25 protein-coding genes, 2 tRNA genes and 1 pseudogene are annotated in these 22,241 nt (G+C 69.0%); 6 read left to right on the top strand and 22 right to left on the bottom strand.

Annotated elements, in window-relative coordinates:
- Nucleotides 1-6 precede the first annotated feature (6 nt).
- From H5V44_RS04495 to H5V44_RS04480, 4 genes and pseudogenes are all read left to right on the top strand, one after another.
- Nucleotides 7-720, top strand: a complete 714-nt coding sequence (locus tag H5V44_RS04495; RefSeq protein WP_185191905.1) for an SDR family oxidoreductase — start codon at nt 7-9, stop codon at nt 718-720.
- 126 nt (nt 721-846) lie between these two features.
- The gene (locus tag H5V44_RS04490) at nt 847-1,659 is read left to right on the top strand and encodes a ZIP family metal transporter (RefSeq protein ID WP_394354501.1); all 813 of its coding nucleotides are present in this window, start codon (nt 847-849) and stop codon (nt 1,657-1,659) included.
- A gap of 129 nt (nt 1,660-1,788) precedes the next feature.
- Nucleotides 1,789-2,046 (top strand): annotated as a pseudogene (locus H5V44_RS04485) (MFS transporter); the annotation flags it as partial.
- A gap of 361 nt (nt 2,047-2,407) precedes the next feature.
- Nucleotides 2,408-2,809, top strand: a complete 402-nt coding sequence (locus H5V44_RS04480) for a universal stress protein (protein ID WP_185191904.1) — start codon at nt 2,408-2,410, stop codon at nt 2,807-2,809.
- Nucleotides 2,810-2,845: 36 nt separating this feature from the next.
- Here H5V44_RS04480 and H5V44_RS04475 read toward each other — a convergent pair whose 3' ends face one another.
- From H5V44_RS04475 to H5V44_RS04460, 4 genes are all read right to left on the bottom strand, one after another.
- Nucleotides 2,846-3,799: an alpha/beta fold hydrolase gene (locus H5V44_RS04475; protein ID WP_185191903.1), complete on the bottom strand. Its 954-nt coding sequence runs from the start codon at nt 3,797-3,799 to the stop codon at nt 2,846-2,848.
- Complete coding sequence (locus H5V44_RS04470; RefSeq protein WP_185191902.1) at nt 3,796-4,146, bottom strand: hypothetical protein; 351 nt, start codon at nt 4,144-4,146, stop codon at nt 3,796-3,798. The genes H5V44_RS04475 and H5V44_RS04470 overlap by 4 nt, the downstream gene beginning before the upstream one ends.
- 326 nt (nt 4,147-4,472) lie before the next feature.
- Nucleotides 4,473-5,213, bottom strand: a complete 741-nt coding sequence (locus H5V44_RS04465; RefSeq protein ID WP_185191901.1) for an MBL fold metallo-hydrolase — start codon at nt 5,211-5,213, stop codon at nt 4,473-4,475.
- Nucleotides 5,214-5,264: 51 nt separating this feature from the next.
- Nucleotides 5,265-6,233: a D-2-hydroxyacid dehydrogenase gene (locus H5V44_RS04460; protein ID WP_185191900.1), complete on the bottom strand. Its 969-nt coding sequence runs from the start codon at nt 6,231-6,233 to the stop codon at nt 5,265-5,267.
- Nucleotides 6,234-6,403: 170 nt separating this feature from the next.
- On the opposite strand from H5V44_RS04460, the gene H5V44_RS04455 reads away from it, so the two are divergent.
- On the top strand, nt 6,404-9,226 hold the full coding sequence (locus H5V44_RS04455) for an ATP-dependent helicase (RefSeq protein WP_185191899.1): 2,823 nt from the start codon (nt 6,404-6,406) through the stop codon (nt 9,224-9,226).
- Nucleotides 9,227-9,229: 3 nt separating this feature from the next.
- Here the strand turns inward: H5V44_RS04455 and H5V44_RS04450 are convergent, their stop codons facing one another.
- The 17 genes from H5V44_RS04450 to H5V44_RS04370 form a co-directional block, all read right to left on the bottom strand.
- Nucleotides 9,230-11,926 (bottom strand): AAA domain-containing protein, encoded by a 2,697-nt coding sequence (locus H5V44_RS04450; protein ID WP_185191898.1) that lies wholly within the window; start codon nt 11,924-11,926, stop codon nt 9,230-9,232.
- A 74-nt stretch (nt 11,927-12,000) separates the two neighbouring features.
- Entirely contained in the window at nt 12,001-12,249 is a 249-nt protein-coding gene (locus H5V44_RS04445; protein ID WP_185191897.1) for a hypothetical protein, read from the bottom strand.
- Nucleotides 12,250-12,304: 55 nt separating this feature from the next.
- On the bottom strand, nt 12,305-12,862 hold the full coding sequence (locus H5V44_RS04440) for a hypothetical protein (RefSeq protein WP_185191896.1): 558 nt from the start codon (nt 12,860-12,862) through the stop codon (nt 12,305-12,307).
- 55 nt (nt 12,863-12,917) lie between these two features.
- Nucleotides 12,918-13,877: a zinc-dependent metalloprotease gene (locus H5V44_RS04435; RefSeq protein WP_185191895.1), complete on the bottom strand. Its 960-nt coding sequence runs from the start codon at nt 13,875-13,877 to the stop codon at nt 12,918-12,920.
- A 157-nt stretch (nt 13,878-14,034) separates the two neighbouring features.
- Entirely contained in the window at nt 14,035-14,835 is an 801-nt protein-coding gene (rpsB, locus tag H5V44_RS04430; RefSeq protein ID WP_185191894.1) for a 30S ribosomal protein S2, read from the bottom strand.
- Nucleotides 14,832-16,082, bottom strand: coding sequence for a phosphopyruvate hydratase (eno, locus tag H5V44_RS04425; RefSeq protein WP_185191893.1), 1,251 nt, complete (start codon nt 16,080-16,082; stop codon nt 14,832-14,834). The genes rpsB and eno overlap by 4 nt, the downstream gene beginning before the upstream one ends.
- A gap of 1 nt (nt 16,083) precedes the next feature.
- Complete coding sequence (locus tag H5V44_RS04420; RefSeq protein WP_185191892.1) at nt 16,084-16,266, bottom strand: DNA-directed RNA polymerase subunit K; 183 nt, start codon at nt 16,264-16,266, stop codon at nt 16,084-16,086.
- Nucleotides 16,263-16,457, bottom strand: a complete 195-nt coding sequence (locus H5V44_RS04415) for a DNA-directed RNA polymerase subunit N (protein ID WP_185191891.1) — start codon at nt 16,455-16,457, stop codon at nt 16,263-16,265. Before H5V44_RS04415 ends, H5V44_RS04420 begins: the two co-directional genes overlap by 4 nt.
- Nucleotides 16,458-16,469: 12 nt before the next feature.
- Nucleotides 16,470-16,868, bottom strand: a complete 399-nt coding sequence (locus H5V44_RS04410) for a 30S ribosomal protein S9 (RefSeq protein ID WP_185191890.1) — start codon at nt 16,866-16,868, stop codon at nt 16,470-16,472.
- Nucleotides 16,862-17,299 carry a 50S ribosomal protein L13 gene (locus tag H5V44_RS04405; protein WP_185191889.1) on the bottom strand — a complete coding sequence of 146 codons (438 nt, stop codon included), beginning with the start codon at nt 17,297-17,299 and terminating at the stop codon, nt 16,862-16,864. Before H5V44_RS04405 ends, H5V44_RS04410 begins: the two co-directional genes overlap by 7 nt.
- Nucleotides 17,296-17,646, bottom strand: a complete 351-nt coding sequence (locus tag H5V44_RS04400; RefSeq protein ID WP_185191888.1) for a 50S ribosomal protein L18e — start codon at nt 17,644-17,646, stop codon at nt 17,296-17,298. The genes H5V44_RS04405 and H5V44_RS04400 overlap by 4 nt, the downstream gene beginning before the upstream one ends.
- Nucleotides 17,647-17,868: 222 nt before the next feature.
- Nucleotides 17,869-17,953 (bottom strand) — tRNA-Leu (locus tag H5V44_RS04395).
- A gap of 155 nt (nt 17,954-18,108) precedes the next feature.
- Nucleotides 18,109-18,888 (bottom strand): DNA-directed RNA polymerase subunit D, encoded by a 780-nt coding sequence (locus tag H5V44_RS04390; RefSeq protein WP_185191887.1) that lies wholly within the window; start codon nt 18,886-18,888, stop codon nt 18,109-18,111.
- A gap of 10 nt (nt 18,889-18,898) precedes the next feature.
- The gene (locus H5V44_RS04385) at nt 18,899-19,294 is read right to left on the bottom strand and encodes a 30S ribosomal protein S11 (RefSeq protein ID WP_185191886.1); all 396 of its coding nucleotides are present in this window, start codon (nt 19,292-19,294) and stop codon (nt 18,899-18,901) included.
- Nucleotides 19,294-19,821 (bottom strand): 30S ribosomal protein S4, encoded by a 528-nt coding sequence (locus tag H5V44_RS04380; RefSeq protein WP_185191885.1) that lies wholly within the window; start codon nt 19,819-19,821, stop codon nt 19,294-19,296. The genes H5V44_RS04385 and H5V44_RS04380 overlap by 1 nt, the downstream gene beginning before the upstream one ends.
- A 3-nt stretch (nt 19,822-19,824) precedes the next feature.
- Nucleotides 19,825-20,346, bottom strand: coding sequence for a 30S ribosomal protein S13 (locus H5V44_RS04375; RefSeq protein ID WP_185191884.1), 522 nt, complete (start codon nt 20,344-20,346; stop codon nt 19,825-19,827).
- Nucleotides 20,347-20,366: 20 nt separating this feature from the next.
- Nucleotides 20,367-20,452, bottom strand: a tRNA-Ser gene (locus H5V44_RS04370).
- 263 nt (nt 20,453-20,715) lie between these two features.
- On the opposite strand from H5V44_RS04370, the gene H5V44_RS04365 reads away from it, so the two are divergent.
- Nucleotides 20,716-21,084, top strand: a complete 369-nt coding sequence (locus H5V44_RS04365) for a thioredoxin family protein (protein WP_185191883.1) — start codon at nt 20,716-20,718, stop codon at nt 21,082-21,084.
- A 23-nt stretch (nt 21,085-21,107) separates the two neighbouring features.
- Here the strand turns inward: H5V44_RS04365 and moaA are convergent, their stop codons facing one another.
- A complete protein-coding gene (gene moaA / locus H5V44_RS04360) occupies nt 21,108-22,109 on the bottom strand; it encodes a GTP 3',8-cyclase MoaA (RefSeq protein WP_185191882.1) in 1,002 nt (333 codons plus the stop codon).
- Nucleotides 22,110-22,241: the final 132 nt, after the last annotated feature.

Below are 22,241 nucleotides of genomic sequence, written 5' to 3'. Positions count from 1 at the left end.
GCGGGTATGGAACTCACCGACGCGACGGTCCTCGTGACGGGGACGAGCCGCGGAATCGGGCGCGCGCTGCTTGCTGGCTTCGCCGCGGAGGGCGCGACGGTCGTGGGCTGTGCCCGCGACGAGGAAGCGCTCGATGCGGCCGTATCCGAAGCGAACGCAGACGCCGACGGCCACGTCGAGGGCGTGGTCGCCGACGTGCAGTCGGAACGCGAAGTCGTGGACGTAGTCGACGCCGCGATCCGGGCGGGCGACCGCGACGCCATCGACATCGTGGTCGCAAACGCCGGCGTCAACCACGGCACGCCCGGCAAGATGCCGATCGAAAACGAGCCCTACGAACGGTTCGACGATACGCTCGCAACCAACCTCCGGGGCGTCTTCGCGGTCGCGAAGGAGGCCCACGGCGTGATGCCCGATTCGGGGCGGCTTCTGGTCCCGTCGGGGTCGATCGCGAACGACCCCAAGGCGGGGATGGGCGCCTACGCCGTCTCGAAGGCGGCCGTCGAGGGGCTGGTCAGGCAGTTCTCGGTCGACGTGCCCCAGACGGCGGCAGTCGTCGACCCCGGGATGGTCGAAAGCGACCTCAGCGGCCCCGGCGGCCGCGACCCCGAAGACGTCGCGCCGATGTTCGTCTGGGCGGCGAGCGAGGCCGATGCCGAGGGGATCGACGGCGAGCGCGTGGACCTCCGGACCTGGAAGCGCGCGACGCGATCCCGGTGAGTCGGCCGTTCTCTGCACCGTCCCGGCCGACGCTCCGATGGATTTATTAAAATCACCCGATTCGATGTTAACGTGAGCGTTATTAATCGAGGCGGATATGTTCATACTATCACGGGGATCTCACGGATCGGCGTGGTCGCGACGCTCGTGCTCGCGGCGCTGTCGGTCTTCGCCGTCGTCACGGGGACGACCGGCGGGGAGAAGCTGGTGGGGATCTCGTGGATCGCGTTCCTCGCGATGGCGGCTGCGGTGCCGCTCGGCGCCCGGACCGGGGAGCGAAGCGCCGGCGGGTTGGTGTGGGGCTACGGGTTGGCCGCGGGTGCGATGGTGACGAGCGCGGCCGTCTTCTTGATCCCGCAGGCCATCGGCCAGCACCCACGGTGGGGCGGATTTGGGATCGCGTTCGGACTTCTGGCCGGGTTTGCGTCCCACTCGATCGGCCACCGGCTCGCGCATATGGACCTCCCGATGGACCGGACCGTCGCCGAACTGACCGCACACGCCTTTTCGGCCGGCGCGATCATCGGGATCATCTACGGGAACATGCCGGAGCTTGGCGTGTTGTTGGGGCTCGCGATCGTCTCCCACAAGGGGCCGGCGGGCTATGCCGCCGCGCGACGCCTCGTCGACGCCGGTCGGCGGCCGTCGGTGCTCCTGGTACCCGCGACGGGCGTCGGGATCGCGGGGATCGCCTCCTCGCTGATCGCGCTGCCGGCTGCGGGCCCGGTCCGCGGGCTCGTGTTCGGGTTCGCCGCCGGCGTCTTCCTCCACGTCGCGATGGACTTCCTGCCCCGATGCGAGATCGGGAGCGAGGTCCACGACCTGCTCTCCGTCTCCGGGGACGCCCACGCCCTCCTCGACCGGCTCCGCCTCCACGCGGTCGCCTCTACGTCGATCGGGGGGCTGGCCGTCCTGCTGGCGTGGCTCGTGATCGTCTGAGTGTTGGAAGTCCACAGCCTGGAGCCGAGCCGGACACAACCGGATCGCCGATCCGACCCGACGCCCGTAAACCGTCCCGGATCGGTAGAGCACAGCAGTGGCGTCCGCTGAAGCGGCGACGAGTCGGGACGCGGGTCCGGCGTCGTCGCGGCGATCGTGTTCATCGACCCGGTCGGGTTCGGGATCGTCATTCCGATTCTCCCCTTCTACGTCCGGTCGTTCGGCGTCAGCGACGCGTTCATCGGGCTGTTGGCCGCGTCGTACGCGCTTGCGCAGTTCGGGGCCGCGCCGGTGCTCGGCCGGCTCTCGGAGGAACGGGGTCGGCGGCCGGTCCTGATGGTGTCGGTTGGCGTCGCGGGCGTCGCCTGGATCGTCTTCGGGCTCGCGGCGATCGTCTCGGAGGGAGCCGACAGGGCTCGGCGTCCGGGGCGACCCAGGGCGCCGGAAGCCTCGGGCGGACGATCAACCCGCCGCTCGCGGCGGCGGCCTGCACCCTGCTCTACTGGTCACCGTTCGTCGCCGGCGTGCTCCTGTCGATACCGGCGGCGCTGTTGCTGCGGCGGGAGGGCGGGCAGAGGGGTGGAGGGCGCAGCGGTCCTGATAGGGGATCCGATTTCGATCGGGACATGTAGAGCGAGTAGCCGACGCTGTCGGGGTCCCACCGCAGGTACGTCCACCGGCCTAGTCCGGGCCGGAGCCGATTTGGCTTCACGGGTGGGTTTTTGTCCGCGCCGACTGAGGTTCGGATATGACCACTTTCGTCGTCGCCACCGACCACGTCGACACGAGCGCCCGGCTCTGCGATTACCTGTTCGACCGGGTCGACGGGGCGGACGAACTCCACGCCGTCAACTCCCTGCCCGGCGAGGACGAGACCGACAGCCGGGACGTCAGGGACGGCGAGGAGGCGCTGAGCGTGATCTTCTCCCGGCTCGGGGGATTCGCGACGGTCGAAACCCGACAGCTCGTCCGCGGGAACGAGCCCGTCGAGGACGTGCTCGGAGTCGCCGAGGAGGTCGACGCCGACGAACTCGTGATTGGGATCCGCCAGCGGGGCCCCGCCGCTCGTATGGTGTTCGGCAGCACCGCCCAGCGGATCCTCCGGCGGACGGACCGGCCGGTCGTGACGGTGCCGCTGTCGGCGGAGTAGCCGCTCGACTGTGTGGACTGTATCGCGCCGAACCGCTCACCGACGCACCGTGGCGTCTACGAACGCGAGCCCGTGGCGGAGACACCGCTCGAACCCCTCGCCGTCGTAGATGTCGAAGTGTCCCGCCGGCAGCCGGACCAGCGTCGCGTCCGGCAGCGATTCGGCGGCCTCGGCGGCCGCGTCGGTGCCGGCGACGTCGTCGCGCGTGCCGCCGACGAGGAGCACCGGACAGGTGGGTCGGGACCGGTCGTCGCTCCCGGTGTGTCGCCACAGCGCGGGGATCGACCGGCCCGGTAGCCGGTTGTCCCACCCCTCGTCGGCCAGGCGTCGGTACCCCCGGGAGGCGCTCGGCGTCGACACCAGCGCGAACCGTCCGGCGTCGTCGGCGCCGCCCGCGGCCACGGGGAGGGAATACGGGCGACCCACGAAGGATCCGAGCCGGTCGCGAGCGCCCGCGAGGAGGCCGCCCGCGAGGAAGCCCAGCCCCCGCTCCCGGAGGAACGCCCGTCCCGAGAGGATCGGCGTCCCCGCGACGACGCCGGCAATCCGGGGGTCGGCGGCGGCGACGGCGACGGCACCCTCGGCCGCGAGGCCGACACCCCACAACACGGTGTCCTCGGTCGCGACGTCCCCGCGGCCGCGGAGCCCCGCGAGCGCCGCCTCCCAGTCCGTGCGTTGCCGTGCCGGCGACACCAGGTTCCGGGGCTCGCCCCCGCTGTCGCCGGCGTGTCGGAAGTCGAAGTAGAAGGCCGTATAGCCGGCCGCCGCGAGCCGCTCAGCGTACGGCGCGAGCGGTCGGCCGCCCGACCCGACGGGGCCGCCGGCGAGGACGACGAGCGGCGGGTTCGACGGCCGATCCGGGCGGTAAAGCCGGCCCACGCACCGGTCGCCGCCGCTCCGGAACGTCAGCCGGACGGTGGAGAACTCGTACCGCGACGGTCGGCTCTCGGATCCGCTCCCCGACCGGACTGCGGTTCGGGACCTCGTCACTGGCTGTCCTCCGAAAGGGTCCCGATGACGCGCTCGGAGAACTCCTCGCCGCTGATGTCGTAGTCCAGGTACTGCCGGAACCACTCGGCCTCGGCGTACCAGGTACCCAGGACGTCCTCCTGGTGTCGGAGGACCGTAGCCTCGACCCGGGTTGGCTCCCACTCGTTGTGCTCGGCGGCATTAACGAACGTTCGGAGCGCTCGCCCCATCTCCTGGTGGTTCACTGAGGCGCCGGGAAACGCCGTGAGGTAGACCAGGTCCACCGCGTCGTCGGTCCACTCGATCGACTCCACGTCGACGGCGTTGGACCGGAGCTCGCCCTCGATGCCGGAGATGACCTCGCTCATACCGGGTCCAACGACGCGGAGGGAGTAAACAGTTGCCGCGTCGGGGATGGTCACAGTGGTTCGAGGAGAAAGCCGACGGCTTTAGCCGTGGGATGAATCCGACACCGCCCGAACCGACTACGACGGTTCGTGTTGTAGGTCGTGCTGCCGAGTCTCGGGTAAGGATATGCACCCCTTGCGGGGGTAGATGAAGCCCGCTATCCGAGTCGGGGGCCGCACTGGCACGGCCCACAACCCCACCGTGCGGTGCCACGAGTGGGGAACCTCCCGGCGTGGGACGCCCGGTCTGTGACCGGGAACCCCACGACTGAAGTCGTGGGAGGATGTCAGACCTCGACCCGCAGTCCGTCCCGGGCGACCCGAACCTCGCCGTCGTACGCTCGCCCGATCGACGCGAGCATCTCGTCGTGGCGCCCCTCGGTGTGCGGGTAGAGGTGGGTGAGGTACACGCGGCCGAAGTCGTGACCCGAGAGGACCTCGCCCAGTTGCGACGGCGTCGGGTGGTTCGAGACGTCGACGTCGTCGGGGAACGAACAGTCGTGGGCCAGCACGGCGGCGCCGTCGGCGAACGACGCCAACGACGCCGCGGCCTCGCCGTCGCCGGAGTAGACCACGTCGCCGTCGTCGCCCCCAAAGCGGTAGGCGAGACAATCCATCGAGTGCTCCATCCCGGTGGCCGAGACGTCGACCCCCGCGACCGAGAACTCGGTCGTCCCGACCTCCCTGACGGCCAGATCCACGCGGCCCTCGAGGTAGTCGTGGACGCCGAGCAGGCCGTCGAGGAGTGACTTCGTCCCCGCCGGCCCGACGACTTCGAGGTGGTCTTCGCCCGCCAGCCACCGCGCCTTCAGCAGCGGAAGCAGGTCGGCGACGTGGTCGAGGTGGTGGTGGGTCAGAAGCACCGACGAGACCCCCTCGTAGCCCGCGTCGGTGCCGGCGAGTCGGTGGAGGACGCCGCTGCCGCAGTCGACGAGCAACCTCCGGCCGTCGGACTCCAACAGGAGCCCCGTCTGTACCCGGTCGGGAACCGGCATCGCGCTGCCGGTTCCGAGGAACGTGAGTCGCATCGTCGAACCCACGGCGGGCGTCGGCAAAGTCGTTCGGGACGGGGGAGGGCCTCACGGCGACGCGACGACGTTCCGCCAGCGGTCCAGGTCGTCGCCGCGGTCGAGGCGTTCGACGTTGTCGGCGACGATGTCGGCCAACCGGGCCCAGTACTGCGGCGTGTAGCCGGCGTTGTGCGGGGTGATGGTGACGTTTTCGAGCTTCCAGAGGGGGTGGCTCTCCGGCAGCGGTTCCGGATCGGTTACGTCGAGGCCGGCACCGCCGATGTGGTTGGATCGGAGCGCGTCGACGAGCGCATCGGTGTCCACGATCGCCCCCCGGCCGACGTTCACGAGGTACGCGTCCGACGGGAGCGTCCTGAACGCGTCCGCATCGATGAGCCCCCGGGTCGTGTCGGTCAGCGGCGACGCGACGATCAGATAGTCCGTGTCGGCAAGCGCGCGGTGGAACTGCTCCTCGTCGAACCCGATCACCTCGTCGGTCGGGCCGCCCTTTGCGGGCGTGTATCGGACCCCGATGGTCTCGACGCCGAACGCCGAAACCCGGTCGGCTATCGCCCGGCCGATCGCGCCGAGTCCGACGATCGTGACCGTGCTACCGTTGACCTCGCCGGGTCGGTAATGCTGCCACTGGCGCCGTCGTTGTCTCCGTCGGCCGGTGCCGAAATCGCGGGCGTGGTGGATGACGTAGCCGAGGACCTGTTCGGCGACGGTCGGCGCGTGAACCCCGGCCGCGTTCGTGACGACGACCCCGCGGTCGGTGAAGATGTCGATGGGGAGGTGATCGTGGCCCGCCGCGGCGCCCGCGAACAGTTCCAGTCGGTCGGCGTGTTCGAGCAGGTCGCGGTCGATGTCCACCGCTGAGATGACGCGCGCGTCGGCGGTGAGGTCCCGTTCCTCGCTCGGCGTCTCGGCCAGTTCGATCCGTCGGTCGGGGAGTCGCTCCCGGAGTTCCGAGACGTACTCGCTCGCCGGCAGCCCGTGGGTCCCGCGACGGAGCACCGCGATATCGATGTGTGCCATGTTCGATCCGTGAGGCCCGGTTACGGGCATCCGGTCATAAAACCGGCTGCGGACGGCCGGGCGAAGGGGTCCCGACTGGGGCCGCGGTCGGGAGTGTCCGGCCGAAACCCCGAGGTTCCCGGCCGTGACGTGCCACAACCCACTTACCCGTGGCAGCCAACCCATAACCGATGGCCGAGACCGGGCGCGACCTCCTCCGGCGTGCCGCCGGGCGAGCGGAGAACGACGGCGGCGACACCGCCGGCGACGACAGCGACGCGGGGGCGTTCCCGTTCGACCCCGACGAGGTGGACCTCGCGGACGCGGAGGTGCTCGAACGCCTCGAACCCGCGGTCCGGGAGTGGTGGGTCGACGAGTTCGGGCGGTACGTGGCGCAGAACGGCGGCTTCTTCACGCCGCCGCAGCGGGAGGCGATCCCGCTGGTCGACGAGGGGACCAACCCCCTCGTCTGTGCGCCGACCGGCAGCGGCAAGACGCTCGCCTCCTTTACCGCGATCCTGAACGACCTGTTCGGGCGGGCCCGCGAGTCCGACGACGGCCTCGACAACGCCGTCTACTGTCTGTACATCTCGCCGCTGAAGTCGCTGGCGAACGACATCCACCGGAACCTCGAAGTCCCGCTGGAGGGGATCCGCGAGCGGTTGGACGACCGCGGCGAGGACGTCGAGGTCCGCCACGCGATCCGCCACGGCGACACCGACACGGCCGAACGCCAGCGTATGCTTGAGGAGACGCCGCACATCCTCAACACCACGCCGGAGACGCTGGCGATCCTGTTGAACGCCCCGAAGTTCCGGGAGAAGCTTCGATCCGTGGAGTACGTGATCGTCGACGAGATCCACAGCCTCGCGGAGAACAAACGCGGCACCCACCTGTCGGTCTCCCTCGAACGGCTGGAGAACCTCGTCGAGACGTCGCCGACCCGGATCGGCTGTTCGGCGACGGTCGAACCCTTAGAGACGATGGCGGAGTTTCTGGTTGGCCGCGACGACGCCGGCGCGGTCAGGGAGTACGAGATCGTCGACACGCGGTTCGTCCGCGACTTCGACCTCCGGCTTGAGTGCCCCACGGACGACCTGATCAACACGCCGCGATCGGCGGTGCAGTCGGGCTTCTACGATCGGCTCCACGAACTGATCGCCTCCCACGACAACACCCTGGTGTTCACCAACACCCGATCGGGTGCAGAGCGTGTCCTGGAGAACCTCCGGGAGCGGTTCGACGCCTACGACGACGCCAACTCGGGGTGTCACCACGGCAGCCTCTCGAAGGAGCGCCGCACCGCCGTCGAGGAGGGGTTGAAGGACGGCTCCTTGGACGTCGTCACCACCTCCACCAGCCTGGAGCTGGGGATCGATATGCCGCACCTGGATCTGGTGGTCCAGGTCGGCTCCCCGAAGTCCGTCGCCGCCCTGCTCCAGCGGGTCGGCCGCGCGGGCCACAGCCTCGGGCAGACCGTCGAGGGACGGGTGATCGCCTTAGACCGCGACGAACTCGTGGAGTGTGCAGTGATGCTCGAAAAGGCCGAGTCGGGGTTCGTCGACCGGGTGTTCGTGCCCGAGAACGCCCAAGACGTCGCCGCCCAGCACGTCTACGGGATGGCGATCAACGCCGTGCGGCGGGAGGGCGAGATCCTGCGGACGCTCCGCCGTGCGTACCCCTACCGGAACTACGACGACGCGGAGTGGGAACGCCTCCTGACGTATCTCACCGCCGACTACGACGGGATGGAGGAGAAGAACGTCTACGCGAAGGTCTGGCGCGACGAGAACGACCCGCCCGACGGGGAACACCACCACCCGGAGTTCGACGTCGGCGCGCCGCTGATCGGCAAGCGCGGCCGGATGGCCCGCGTCATCTACATGACCAACATCGGGACCATCCCCGACTCCTTCACCTGCGACGTCCAGACCCGCCGGACCGACGAGTGGGTCGGCCAACTCGACGAGGACTACCTCGACACCTTGGAGAAGGGTGACGTGTTCGTGCTCGGCGGCGACCGCTTCGAGTACCGGTACCGACGCGGCTCGAAGGTGTACGTCGACCGGACCGCCGCCCAGCCGACGGTGCCGTCGTGGTTCTCCGAACGGCTCCCGCTGTCGTACGACCTGGGCCGGGAGATCGCCGCCTTCCAGCGGGAGTTGCTCGACCGCCTGGAGGCCGAGGGGGCGCCGGCGGTCCGGGAGTGGCTGCGAACCTTCCCGGTCGACGAGAACTCGGTCCGCGCGATCACCCGGCTGTTCGACGAGCAGCGCCGGTACGCCGGTCCCGAAAGCGTCGCCACCCACGACCGGTTCGTGGTCGAGGAGGTGCTCGACCGCGAGGAGTACCGCCGGCACTTCTACGTGCATTCGACGTACGGCCGACGGTTCAACGACGGACTCTCCCGGCTCGTGGCCGCCCGGTGTGCGCGCCGCTCGAACGCGAACGTCCAGGTCGCGGTCGCGGACAACGGCTTTTCGCTGTCGATGCCGCTGAACCGCAAGGTCGACATCGGGGCGGTGCTCCGCGACCTCGACCCCGCGCGGGTTCGCACCGACCTCCGGGACGCCCTCGACGGCACCGACCTCCTGCAACGGTACTTCCGGATCAACGCCACCCGCTCGCTGATGATCCTGAAACGGTACAAGGGCTACGAGAAGTCGGCGGCCGAACAGCAGGTGTCCGCGGAGATGCTGCTGTCGTTCGCGGAGGACCTCGAGGACTTCGCGGTGATCGACGAGACCTACCGGGAGATAATCGAGGACAAACTCAACGTCGCGGCGATCGAGGAGGTGCTCGCGGCGCTGGGTCGCGGGGAGGTCGAGGTCGTGACCACGGAACTCGACTCGCCGACCCCGCGGGCGTTCGGGCTGGCGACCCTGCTCGCCAGCGATGTCGTCCTCGCCGAGGACGAAAGTGCGGTGCTGCAGGAGTTCCACGATCGGGTCCTGGAGTCGATCGAGGGCGAAAGCGAGGGCGACGGCGAGGACGTCGCGGTCGGGGAGTCGTGACCGCTACTGCCGCGCCCACGAAAGCATCCTGGCGTAGAACGGGTCCGTCGCCAGCGCGTCGGCGTCGCCAACCAGGGCGAGCGCCTTCCGGGCCCGGGTGAGCGCGACGTTCACCCTGCGGTGGTCCTCGAAGATCGGGCCCTCCAGCGATCCGGTCGCGACGAGGGAGACCACGATCACCTCCTTGGCCGACCCCTGGAACCGGTCGACGGTGTCGACCGCCACCTCGGTCCGGCGGTCGATCTCGGCGACCTGCGCGCGGAACGGCGCGATCACGCCGACGTCGTCGGGGTCGACCCCCGCCGCGAGGTAGGAATCGACCACGTCCGCGACCCGGGCGGCCTCCCTCGGGTTGGTGTTGCCGACGCGCTCGCCGTCGGGATCGACGAACGCGACCCGATCCCGGAGGGCCTCCGGCAAGGTTGACTCGTCGACGCCGAGATCCGAGAGGCGCTGTGTGGCGACCGCCCCGTCCGCCGGCCGGAGCGCGCCGTCGTAGAACTCCCGGGAGGGGAACGCCTGGATCCGCTGGGCCATCCGGTACTGGCGGTCGAGCAACACCGACGCCTCCGGAGAAGTCTCGATCAGCCGCTCGAACAGCGACGTCCGGAGGTCGTTCTCCGCGCGAACCACTGGTGGAAGCTGCTCGTGATCGCCGACCAGGACGAACCGGTCGGCGCGGGAGACCGCCGCGAGCGTCCCGGGTTCGGTCAACTGCGAGGCCTCGTCGATCAGCGCCACGTCGAAGGACTGCTCGCGCAGCACCCGCGACCCGCAGGTGGCGGTGGTGGCGGCGACGACCGGGGCCGCCCGGAGCGCGGCGGCCCGCTCGTTCGGCTCGCCGCCCTGCTCCAACCGGACGTCGAGCATATCCTCGCGGACGCCGTGTTCGGTCCCGACGCGGACGACGTCCGCGACACCCCGCTCGCGGATCGCATCCAGCGCGTTGTCGACCGCGCGGTTGGTGAACGCCGACAGCAACACGTCCTCGCCCTCGTCGAGCAGCGCCTCCACGATCCGGGCGATGGTATGGGTCTTGCCGGTCCCCGGCGGGCCGTGGATCAGCGCGAAGTCGTCGGCGTCGACCGCGAGCCGGACGGCCTCGTCCTGGGCAGCGTTGTTGGCGACGAAGGTTTCGGGGTCGCCGTCGGGACCGAGTGACCGATCGGCGAAGGTCGGGTCCCGGCGGCCGAACAGGACGTCCTTCCGGTCGGGGTCGCCTTTCAGCACGAAGTCGTGGAGCGCGGTCAGCATCCGGTCGACGCCGATCTCCGAGGGGTAGACGTCGAGCCGTGCGAGGTCGAGCGGCTCGTCGGCAGTGACGACGACAGTGTCCCCCAACTCGACGATCCGACAGAGTTCGGCGTGGCCGGCCACGGGGTCGCCGTCGCTCGCCAGCGCGACGTCGCCGTCCCGGAGCTTCGAGACCGCGTCGTCGGGCTTCCGCGCCCGCATCTCCCAGCGGCCGTCGTCGCGCCGGGTCCGATCTATGGGCTCCAGCCCGATCAGCGCCCGGTCGTCGGCGGCGCGGTCCTCCGCGGACTGCTCCCACAGCTTCCGGTACTCCGCGTGGACCTGGCTACGCTCGGCCTCGATGGCGTCGTAGAACCGCTCGAAGTACTCGCGCTCCCCCTCGGGCACGGCCTCCCCGATCTGCCCCGCCTTCGACTCCTGGTCGAGCCGTCCGGACACCACCATACACGTGTCCTGCTCGAAGCAGTACTCACACCGGGCGTCGGCCTCGTAGCCGGTCGGGACACTGGTATCGAACTCCATCGCGGCGATCTCGTTTCGCGTCCGGACCACGAAATCGAGCAGGCCGTCGCCGATCGAGAACTCCTTGGCGGGCGAGAGGTCGCCCGTCTCCTCGGTGCGCTCCAGGGCCGTGTTCTTCGTGTACAGTAACGTCCCCGTGTCGGCGGGAACGCCGCGCTCGGCGAGCACCAAAGCGTACGCCGCCGCCTGGATCTTGTCGTGGAAGCGCGGCTCCCGGCTGGTGTTCTTCCCCGTTTTGAGTTCCACCGGCATCCCGCGTCTGAGCGCGTCCGCCCGGCCTTTGATGCCGAACGTCGGCGAGATCAGCGTGTATTCGGAGCGCCAGGCGTCCTCCTCGGTGAGCGTGCCCTGCGCGAGCCACCCCTCGATGGCGGCAGCGTTCCGGCGGACTTCGTCGCGGACCTCCCCGGCCTCGCGACCGAGGAGTCCGAGTTCCAGCCCCGCCTCCTCGACCCGTTCATCGATCGCGTCCTCGAGGTCGCGATCCCGGAGGAGGTCGCCGAACACCTCGTGGACGATGGTTCCCTTCACAACGGGGTAGTTGAGTGGAATCCCCGAGAGCTTGTTCAGGTAGTACATCCGCGGGCACTGCACCCACGACCGGATGTCGGTCACGTCGACTAGGAAGCCGGGTTCGAGCACCACCCGCGAGTCGCCGGTCGTCGCGTAGCCCGTCTCGCCGCGGTACTCCGAGGTCTCGAGCTCCGTCGCCAGCAGTTCCATTCCAGGGTCGGCGTGCTCGACGGTGTGTGTCCACTTCCCCCAGAGGGTGAGCCGGGCGGTATCGCCCGTGGCCGGCCCGTCCGCGGAGTCGCCGCTCCCGTCGTCGGCGCGGACCGTCACCTCCGCAAGCGACCGCGACCCGTACTCCGTGTCGACCTCGCGTTCCGCGCCGACGTCGACGAGACGGCCACGCAGTTTCACGTCACGTACATACCTACCGCGCGGTAAGACGCTATCGGTCGCCGGTATCAGTGCCGGTCAACGGCGCCCCCGTCTCACCGTCGACCCCGGTTTCGCGCCCGCTCGGCGGAGGGCAGAAACTCCGCCCACCACCGGAGGACGAACCAAAGCAGCACCGTCCCCAGGACCGCGCCGCCGACGAACCCCGCGGCAACGAACGGCAGCGACCCGCCGGCCCAGACGGCGGTGAGCGCCCCCGACGCCGCAACCAGGCCGACGAATCCGAGTTTGAGCCGGCGGCTGGCGAGGTCGCGCTCCTCGTCGGTCAGGCTCGGTCCGACCACGGGGGCCCTCCGGACCCGCGTCGGTTCGCCGCCCGGGCGGCCGGCGTCGCCGGCGTCACTGGAACCCGCGGCCGACGCCGTCCTCCTCGACGAGCTGGTCGAGGTCCTTCGAGAGCAACTCGTCGGCGTGGCCGAACTCCTCTTTGAGGTCGTCGAGCCGGTCTGGCCGCCCGTCGAACTCGTACTCCATCGGGCCGAACGCCGGGCTGTCGAGGGCGTCCATCACGTCGGTGAAGAAGTCGTCGGGTTCGGTGGGTGCCTCGGCGTGGACCTTCACCGCCTCCTCCAGCCGTTTGGCCATCGTCTCGGCGTCCGCCTCGTCCTCCGGCGGCGACTGGACGCCGAACCGGCCGGCGTCGTCGCGGTCCCGTCGGGGGAACAGCGGATCGAGGTCGTCGTCGATCCGGCGTGCGACGCGGCCGCCGACACCCCGGAGCTCCGTGGGGTTCTTCGTGTACGTCTTCAACGCGTACACCCCCTCGTCGGGGTGACCGAAAAAGAGGTCCTCGCCCAGCCCGTCTTGGCGGTCGCCCGCGATGGCCCGCCACCCGTCGGGGTCGGCGTCGGACTCTGTCACGTCCGCGAGGATGTCCTGCCAGTCTCTGACGCGCATACCAATCATTACATCCCCGGACAGAAAGAGTATGACGGTTGCGGCCGCCGCGAACTCAGGGATCCACCCGCGCCAGCCACCGCGCGGGGTCGTCGAACTCGGCGTCGGTCGGGAGGTTCACCGGGTCCTCCCACACCGCGGCGGCGGCCGCGACGCCCCGCTGGTCCGCGATTGCACGGAAGAAATCCGCGCCGCGTTCGTACTGGCGGCGCTTCATCCCCAGCCCGAGCAGCCTGCGCGCGACCCTGGTCACCGGACTGCCGCCACGGCGTCGGGCGTCCAGCTTCCGCCGCAGGTCGGCGTACTCCGCGTCGAACGCCCGGTCCATCAGCAGTTCCGCGTACCCCTCGACGGCGGTCATCGTGGCGTCGAGCTCGCGGAACGCGTCGCGGTCGAACCCGCCCTCCGACAGCGTCTCCAAGGCTCCTTCCATCCGCGTTTCCAGGTGGTCGGAGAGCCACGGAGCCGCGCCGAACTCGGCGGCGTGGGTGACCTCGTGGAACGCGATCCACCGGCGGAACCGGGGGTAATCGACCCCGAGGTCCGCCGCGGCGTCGACGATGTTGGGGTGGACGAAGTAGAGTTCGTGGTCGTCGCCGTCCGCAAGCAGGAGGGGGTCGTACTGGCCGAGCACGTGCGACGCAAGGAACGAGAGCACCGCCGCCATCGACCCGGTGTTGAACACGCTCACAACCGTCGGAAACGCGATGTTCACCTCGGACTCGACGGGCCGCATCACCCGCCGGAACGTCGCCACGTTGGCGTCGATCCAGTGGTGGCGGTTCTGGACTTCCACCGCCGCTGGGACGTCGAACTCGAGACCCCCGACGGCGCGTAGCCGGTCGCGTGCGTCGCGGACATCGGCGGCGTAGCCGGCCCGCTCGGCGTCGGTCAACGCGAGCGAACCGGCGTCGGTCGCGGATTTGGCGGCCGTCGCGACCGCCTCCCAGTCGATCCCGCCCGACCCGTCGCCGGACGCGGTCGCAACCGCCCGAACGCTCCGCTGCAGATCCATACCGACCGGAAGGGATGGGCGGGCAAAACCCTTGTTGCGTCGAAACCGACCGCGGGGACGCGTCAGCGACCCCCGGCAGTCGGGCGCTCCGCCGACGCCGCACCCGCGGCTCGGGAGGTGTGAATCCGCAAAAGACGCGCCAAAACCCGGTCGCCGCTCAGATCTCGTCCTCGAAGTCCTCGAGGGCGTAGACGGTGTCGCTGCCGCGGCGGTCGAGCGTCTCGTTCGCCAGGAGCCAGTAGACCACCGACAGCGCGCGCCGCCCCTTGTTGTTGGTGGGGACGACGAGGTCGACGTTGCCGGTCTGGTTGTTGGAGTCACACATCGCGATGACGGGGATGCCGACAGTGATGGCCTCCTTGACCGCTTGGGCGTCGCCGATCGGGTCGGTGACGACGACCACGTCTGGCTCGATGTACCCGTCGTAGTCGGGGTTGGTCAGCGTGCCCGGGATGAACCGGCCGGTCCGGGCACGGGCGCCGACCGCGTCGGCGAACTTCGTGGCCGGGAAGCGGCCGTACTGCCGCGAACTCGTCACCAGAATGCGCTCCGGATCGTAGTTCGCGAGGAAGTCGGCGGCGGTCCGGATCCGCGAGTCGGTCTGGCTGACGTCTAAGACGTACAGCCCGTCGTCGCGGACGCGGTGGATGAACCGCTCCATGTCCTGGGTCTTCTGTTGGGTCCCGATGTGGACGCCCGCCGCGAGGTAGTCCTCGACGGGGATCAGGAGGTCGGCCTCCTCGTCGGGCATCACGTCCTCGTCAAACGTCGGGCCCTCGTCTTCGGGGTTTTCTGCCTCGGCGGCCGCGGCGGCCTCGGGGGCCCCGTCGGCGGCGTCGGCGACCGGTTCGGTCTGGTCGGAAGTGGCCTCGGCCGTCGCGCCGGCGTCGTCCCCGGTCGCCTCCGGGTCGGACTCGTCGTCGACGACTTCGACCGCGTCGTTGTCGTTGTCTGTCATACTGCGTCGTCCGCGATGCGGACCAGTTCGTTGAGTTTGGCGGTTCGCTCGCCGCCCACCGTGCCGGTCTTGATGAACCCGGCGTCGGTGGCGACGGCGAGGTGTGCGATCGTGGCGTCCTCGGTCTCGCCGGAACGGTGGGAGACCACCGTCTCGTAGCCGTTCTCGGTTGCGAGTTCGATGGCGTCGAAGGCGTCCGAGAGCGTCCCGATCTGATTCGGCTTGATCAGGATCGCGTTGCCGGCGCCCGCGTCGATCCCGTCCCGGAGGCGGTCGACGTTCGTCACGAACAGGTCGTCGCCACAGATCAGGGTCCGGTCGGCTCGCGGGCCTCGCCCGCTCGCGCCCGGGGCTGAAGCCCCGCCGCCGACCCGTTCGGTCAGTTCCGCAAAGCCCTCGTAGTCGTTCTCGTCGAGGGGGTCCTCGACGTAGACGAGGTCGTACTCGTCGACCATCTCGGCCACGTAGTCGACCTGTTCGGCCGTCGAGCGGGTCTGGTCGCCGTAGACGTAGGCGTCGGCCTCGGAATCGTACAGCTCCGCGGCGGCCATATCCAGGCCGAATCGGATCTCGAAGCCGAGGTCCGAGGCGACGTCGTCGACCGCCTCGCCGACGACCGCGAACGCCTCCGCGTCGGAGATCGGCGGCGCCCACGCCCCCTCGTCGCCCTTCGCCGCGGGGATCCCGCGGTCGTCGAGGAGCTCGGAGATCCGGGCGTGGACCGCGGCGTTGGCGAAGACGGCCTCGGAGACGCTCGGCGCGCCGACGGGCGCGGCCAGGAACTCCTGGATGTGGGTGGCCTCCTTGGCGTGTTCGCCGCCGCCGACGACGTTGCCGAGCGGAACCGGGAACGACTCGCCGCGGAAGGTCCCGCCGAGGTGTTGGTACAGCGGCGCGCCCAGCACGTCGGCGCCGGCCTTCGCTGCGGCCATCGAGATCGCGACCGCGCTGTTGGCGCCGATCTCCGAGAAGTTCCCGGTGCCGTCGGCGGCCTGCAGCGCGGCGTCGACCGCCCGCTGGTTACCGGCGTAGACCTCGCCGACCAGGCGGGGGACCGCGTGCTCCCGGGCGGCAGCGATGGCTTCCCCCGCCGGGAGTTCGATCGCCTCGTGTTCGCCCGTGCTCGCCCCGCTGGGGGCGGCGGCGCGGCCGAACCCGCCGGACTCGGTCAGGACGTCCGCCTCGACGGTGGCGTTGCCCCGGGAGTCCAGCACCCGGCGGAGCGCGATACTCGAGATCAGCGTCATCTCAGTTGCCCTCGCGTTTGACGGTGAACGGCAGGACGCCGGCGTCGTACTCCTCGGCGGCCACCAGGATCGGCTCGGTCTGGTCGGTCTCGATGAGCACCGGCGCGCCGTAGGACACCTGCAGCGCTCGCGCGCCCAGGATCCGCGCCTTCTCGTATCGGTTGTACTGCGTGCGTCCGCTCATTGGTAGGGGGCGACCACGTCGACGAGGTCCTTATGAGAGACCATCATCCGCCGGCAGCAGTGCCGCTCGACGCCCAGCTCGTCGAGGACCGTCGCGGGGTCCTCGTCGCCGTCGCGGGCCCGCTGCTTGAACTCGTCCCAGTGTTCGCCGATCACGTTGCCGCACGTGAAACACCGGACGGGGATCATCATGGCTGGATCACCTCAGCGGTAGGACTTCTGGTAGCGGGCCCGCGCGCCGGGGCCGCCCCACTTCTTCGGTTCGGACTGCCGGACGTCGTTGACCAGCAGCGAGCGGTCGAAGTCCATATAGGCGTCGCGGAGCTCCGCGTCGTTGAGATACTGCACCAGCCCGCGGGCGATCGCGGTGCGCGCGGCGTCAGCCTGGCCGGCGAACCCGCCGCCGGAGACGCTGACGTCGATGTCGACCTGCGAGCGGAGGTCCTCGCCCGCGATGCGGAACGGCTCCAGCATTTTCAGGCGGGCGGTCTCCGGCTCGAACAGCTCGACCGGCTGGGAGTCGATACGGACGCGGCCCTCGCCGTCGCGCACGGTGGCGCGGGCGATTGCCGTCTTCTTCTTTCCCGACGTGTTGGTTACCATGTGACGTTCGCACCCAGGTTCGCGGATACCTCTCCGAGCGAGAGGAACTTGATGTTCGAGAGCCGATCCAGCGTCGTGCCGTCGAGGGCGTCGCCGTCCTCGTCGAAGGGGTTGCCCACGTAGACGCGGACGTTCTCGAAGGCCTCACGACCGCGGTCGGTCTTGTACGGGAGCATCCCGCGCACCGCGCGCTTGAAGATCCCGTCGGGTCGGGTCGGGTAGTACGGCCCGCGGTCGGAGCCCTGCTCCGTCCGCGTCCGGTACTTGTCCATCACGCTCTCCTCGCGGCCGGTGACGACGGCGTCCTCGGCGTTGACGATCGCGATCCGCTCGCCGTCGAGGGCGCGCTGTGCGACCTTGCTGGCGACGCGGCCGACAATGCAGTTCCGCGCGTCGACGACGACGTCGGCGTCGAATTCGGCGAGGCTCATCGGATCACCCGCACGTTGCTGCCGTCGGGGTTCTCGGCGACCAGATCCTCGAGCGCCACCGTCTCCCCGACCTGTTCGATCTTGGTTCGAGCGGACGACGAGAAGTCGACCGCCGCGACTGTAACGTCCTTCTGCAGCACACCGCTTCCCAGCACCTTGCCGGGTACGACGACGGTCTCCTCTTCGCGAGCGTACCGTTCGATACGCCCGAGGTTGACCTCCGCGTGGGTGCGCCGTGGCTTCTCCAGCCGGTCCGCGACGTCCTGCCAGACGTTGGCGCCTGACTCGCGCGACACCGACTTCAGCTCGGCGATGAGACTGTTGAGTCTCGGATTCGTCTTACTCATAATGTACATCCTGTGAAGTTCCGAAGTGCGGACGCGATTCGCGGTGGGTCGGATCCACCGTCTACACCCGTCGCTCTCCCGTTCGGTCGAGCACAGAAGTGCAGGGAGCAGGATTTGAACCGCCCGGAGACGGTCGGCCTCGCTCCGCTCCGCCGTTGCGACTCCCGTGGTTCAAATCTCCTGTATGCACTCGTAGCTCTCACTGTCGTTCGAGCACAGAAGTGCAGGGAGCAGGATTTGAACCTGCGGACCCCTATGGGACAGCGCCCTGAACGCTGCGCCGTTGGCCAGACTTGGCTATCCCTGCTCGCACTTCGTGCTACTGCGTGGCCCTTCAAACTCCTTTCGGTCTGGCAACGCCCGCGGGTCGAAGCCCCGGCCGTAGAGCCGGCGAAACAGCGGCTGGCCGCCGATCGCGGCGGGGCGTGCGGGCGTCGGGTGAGTGAAGGGACAGTCATTGTGCTATATCGCGACTTTCGATTCGAGTTCCGCGGCGCGGTCCCCCAGCGTCTCGGCGGCGCGGAGCACCAGCTCCTCGACGCCGAACGAGCCGTCGGTCTCGACGTGGAAGACGAACGCCTCCGGCACGTCGTGGACCGCGACCTCCTTGCCCGGATACCGGTTCGTGAGGTCGTTGTCGAACTCGTCCGTGGGGACGAGGTCGCCGTTCGTGGCGTCGGCGTCGGCGTGTTCGGCCGCGGCCTCCTCGATCACGCCACGGAGGATGTTCGACTCCTGCTCTTCGAACTCGCCGGCGTCGCCGACGACCTCCACGCGCTGGAGGTGGCGGTAACCGACCGACACGCCGCCCTGGTGTTTGGCGTGGGACTTCCCGGAATCGAGCACCGCGTCGGCCTCCAGTTCGAGGTGTTGGCCCTCCTTGAGCTCGATGATCGGAACGTTCTCGTCGGCTGGCTGGACCATCGCGTCCGCGGATTCCAGATCCCCGGAGTAGGCGGTCGCCGGCCCTTCGACGTCCAAAGCGAGGGTGACGACGTCGCCCGCCTCGAAGTCGCCGAGGGGGGTCGAAAGCGGAACCAGCCCCAGCCGGAGCCCGATCATCTCGTCGAACATCACCGAGGAGTTCTCGACGAACCGGACGGAATCGATACTGAACGTCGGCACGTCGGCGACCATCGCCCGGCGGATGCCGTTTGCGACGGCCGGCGAGACGCCCCGGACCAGGAACCTGGCGGACCGGTCGCCGGATTCGATGAACTCGACCTCGAAGTCGTTCGTCATCTGGAGCCCCTCACAGTCGGCGGTTCTTCGGTGCGCGCGTCCCGTCGTGCGGGATCGGTGTGACGTCCTCGATACGGCCGATCTCGAGCCCGGCGCGGGCCAGCGCACGGATCGTCGCCTGCGCGCCCGGACCCGGGCTCTTGATGTCGTTGCCGCCGGGGCCACGCACGCGGACGTGCAGGCCCTCGATGCCGGCGGCCTTGATCTCTTCTGCGACCGACTCCGCCATCTGCATGGCGGCGTACGGCGACGCCTCGTCGCGGTTCTGCTTCACCACTGCGCCGCCCGAGGACTTGACGATCGTCTCCGCGCCCGTCAGGTCGGTGACCGTGATGAGGGTGTTGTTGAACGACGCGTGCACGTGGGCGATTCCCCACTTGTCCCTGGAAGTCTCTGATTCGCTCATTACTCTTGTCCCTCCGCGCGCTCGGGATGAAGCTCGTCCGCGAGCGGGCTGGTGTCGTCGAACTCGATCGCGTCTTCCTCCGCGACCTCGACCATCTTCGACGGCCGCGTGACGCGGGCGCCGTCGACGGTGACGTGGCCGTGGACGACGAACTGCCGCGCCTGCTCCGGCGTACTCGCCAGGCCGGCGCGGTAGACGACGGTCTGGAGCCGACGCTCCAGGATGTCGGTGACGTCGAGCCCGAGGACGCGACTGATGTCGTCGCCCTCCGAGAGGATGCCGTAGCGGCGGAGCCGGGCGAGGAACTCCTCGCCGGCCGCCTCCGCGGCCTCCAGGTCGCCCTGTGCCTCGCCGATGAGGCGTCGGGCCTCCCGCCGGTAGTTCCGGAGCTCCGACTGTGCGCGCCACAGCTCCTCTTTGTTCTTCAGTCCGTAGCGGCCGAGCAGGTCTCCCTCCTGGGCGATCCGCTCGCCCTGATACGGGTGGTTCGGCGTCTCGTACCGCTTTGTGTTGTTTCCGGTCGCCATCGGTTATTCGTCCTCGTCTGCGGCCTCCTCGGCCGCCTCCTCCTTGATCGCCTCGACGTTGACGCCGATCGTCCCCTCGGTCCGGCCGGTGGACTTCGTCCGCTGGCCGCGGACCTTCTGGCCGCGCTTGTGACGCACGCCCTTGTAGGAGTCGATCATCTTCATCCGGTTGATGTCGTGGCGTCGTTTCTCCTCGAGGTCGGACCCGGTCTTGTGGCTGGTCTCGCCGGAGAAGAAGTCGTTCCGCCGGTTTGCCATCCACTCGGGGATGTAGTCTTCGAGGTTCTCGACGGCGTCGACGACCGCGTCGATCTCGTCGTCCTCGAGCAGACCGAACGTCGCTTGTCGATCGACGCCGGCGGCGTCGGTGACGATGCGCGCCGTGCGCTTGCCGATTCCCTTCATCTCTCTGAGACTCCGCTCGACGCTCTTCGTCCCGTCCAGATCGGTGGTCCCGATCCTGACGAAGTATCGGAGGTCATCGTCCTCCTCGTCGGCGGCGTCCTGTGGTTCTTCTGCACTCATAGCTTTTGGATGTCCGGTGACGTTGCGGCGGGGATTCGAACCCCGGAGGCGTGAACGCCACAGAGTTAGCAACCCTGCGCCTTGGGCCAGGCTTGGCTACCGCAACGCGCGGTCTCGCACTGTCGCCCTTGCGGACTCGGGAGTCGACCTCCCTACAGCGTATTGCAGTCGGAACAAGCCGGGTACGCTACTTAAGGGTCACGATAGGACGAGCGGGTGTGAGCCGTGTACACGGGGGTATGCGTCGCTCTCACACGCCGACGGCGACGTATCGCGTCCGGTCCCGTCCACGGGCAGTCCGGAGGCGACCGGGAGTGCACGCCGCCAGACCGCCGACAGTATATGGGTTCCCAGCGCCAAAGAGGAGATATGCAGACCGACATCCCATCCGAATCGGCGCCCGATCGCCCGGTCGAACTCGACTCCGAAGCCGACCTCGACCGCTTCGTCGACGCTCACGACCGGGTGCTCGTCGACTTCTACACGGAGGGGTGTTCGCTGTGTGCCGGACTCGAACCGGTCCTCGGCAACGTCGCCCGCGCACACGGGGACCTCGCGGTGGCGACGATCAACCCGCGGGACGATCCGGCGTCGATCGAGCGGTTCGGAATCACCAGTGTGCCGACGCTCGTACACTTCCGAGACGGCGCCGTCGTCGGACGGCTTGCCGAGGGGTTCCAGGGCGGCGACGCGATCGACGCGTTCCTGGCGGAAACGGGAACTGGGGGGAGTGAATAGAGGCGTTCGGCGGACCGAGCGTCTCAGTCGGACGTCGCGACCGGCGCGTCGATGTACTTGTCGTTGACGACCCACTCGCCGTCCTCCTGGATCATATACTCGCCGTAGTACGGCACGCGGTTCGCGACGGTCTCCCTGAACGTCTCGCGGATCTCCTCGCGGGTCATCTCGCCCATCGACCGCAGGTCGTCGTTGCGGTTGAGACAGCCCTTCAGGTACCCCTCGTGGGTGACTCGCACGCGGTGGCAGTTCGCACAGAAGTTGGGGTTCTCGACGGGATCGACGATCTCGACCATCCCGGGGTCGGAGCCGTCGTCGGCGGGGTCGCCGCCGACGTAGTACCGCCGGCGATTGTGCATCTCGCGGGTCTCCACCCGGTCGGCCTTCCCCTCGAGCCAGTCGTGGACCCGGCCGATGTCGATGTTCCACTCGGGCTTTCCCGTCAACTCGGGCATATACTCGATGAGCTGGAGTTGGAGCCCGGGGTTCTCGGCGACGTGATCGACCATCCCCTCGACGTAGCCCGCAGTGTGCTCGAAGACGACCATGTTCAGCTTCACCGGTTCGAGTCCCGCCTCCAGGGCGGCCTCGACGCCCTCGATGACCTTCTCGTAGGCGCCGGACTTGGTGATCTCCGCGAACGCGTCGGGATCGATCGCGTCCTGGGAGACGTTCACCCGTTCGAGTCCGGCCTCCTTCAGGTCCTCGGCGCGGCCGGGGAGGAAGGTCCCGTTCGTCGTCATCGACGCCTCCATCCCGTCGGGCACGCGCCGGATGATCTCCGCTAAGTCGCCTCTGAGCATCGGCTCCCCGCCGGTGAACTTCACCTTCCGCACCCCGAACTCGGAGACGACCTCCAGAAACCGGACCACCTCGTCGGCGGTCATCTCGTCGTCCTGCGGGTCCATCGGACCACGGGTGTCGCCGAGCCCCTCGTTGTGGCAGTAGACGCAGTCGAAGTTACAGCGGTCCGTCAGCGAGACCCGGACCCCGGACACTTCGCGACCGAAATCGTCTTCGAGCATTACGCGAGAGTTCTCGCCGACGGATATAAATCCGGTGTCATTGTCGGGGAATATGTAATCGTTTACGGTTACACTGGTCCGAGTTTCGAGGAAAGAGATACCGGATGTGTTCAAGCGCGCCCGGCCGTTCAA

It is taken from the genome of Halobellus ruber, assembly GCF_014212355.1.
Taxonomy (GTDB): Archaea; Halobacteriota; Halobacteria; order Halobacteriales; family Haloferacaceae; genus Haloquadratum; species Haloquadratum rubrum.
This window is presented reverse-complemented; position numbering and strand designations above follow the sequence as displayed.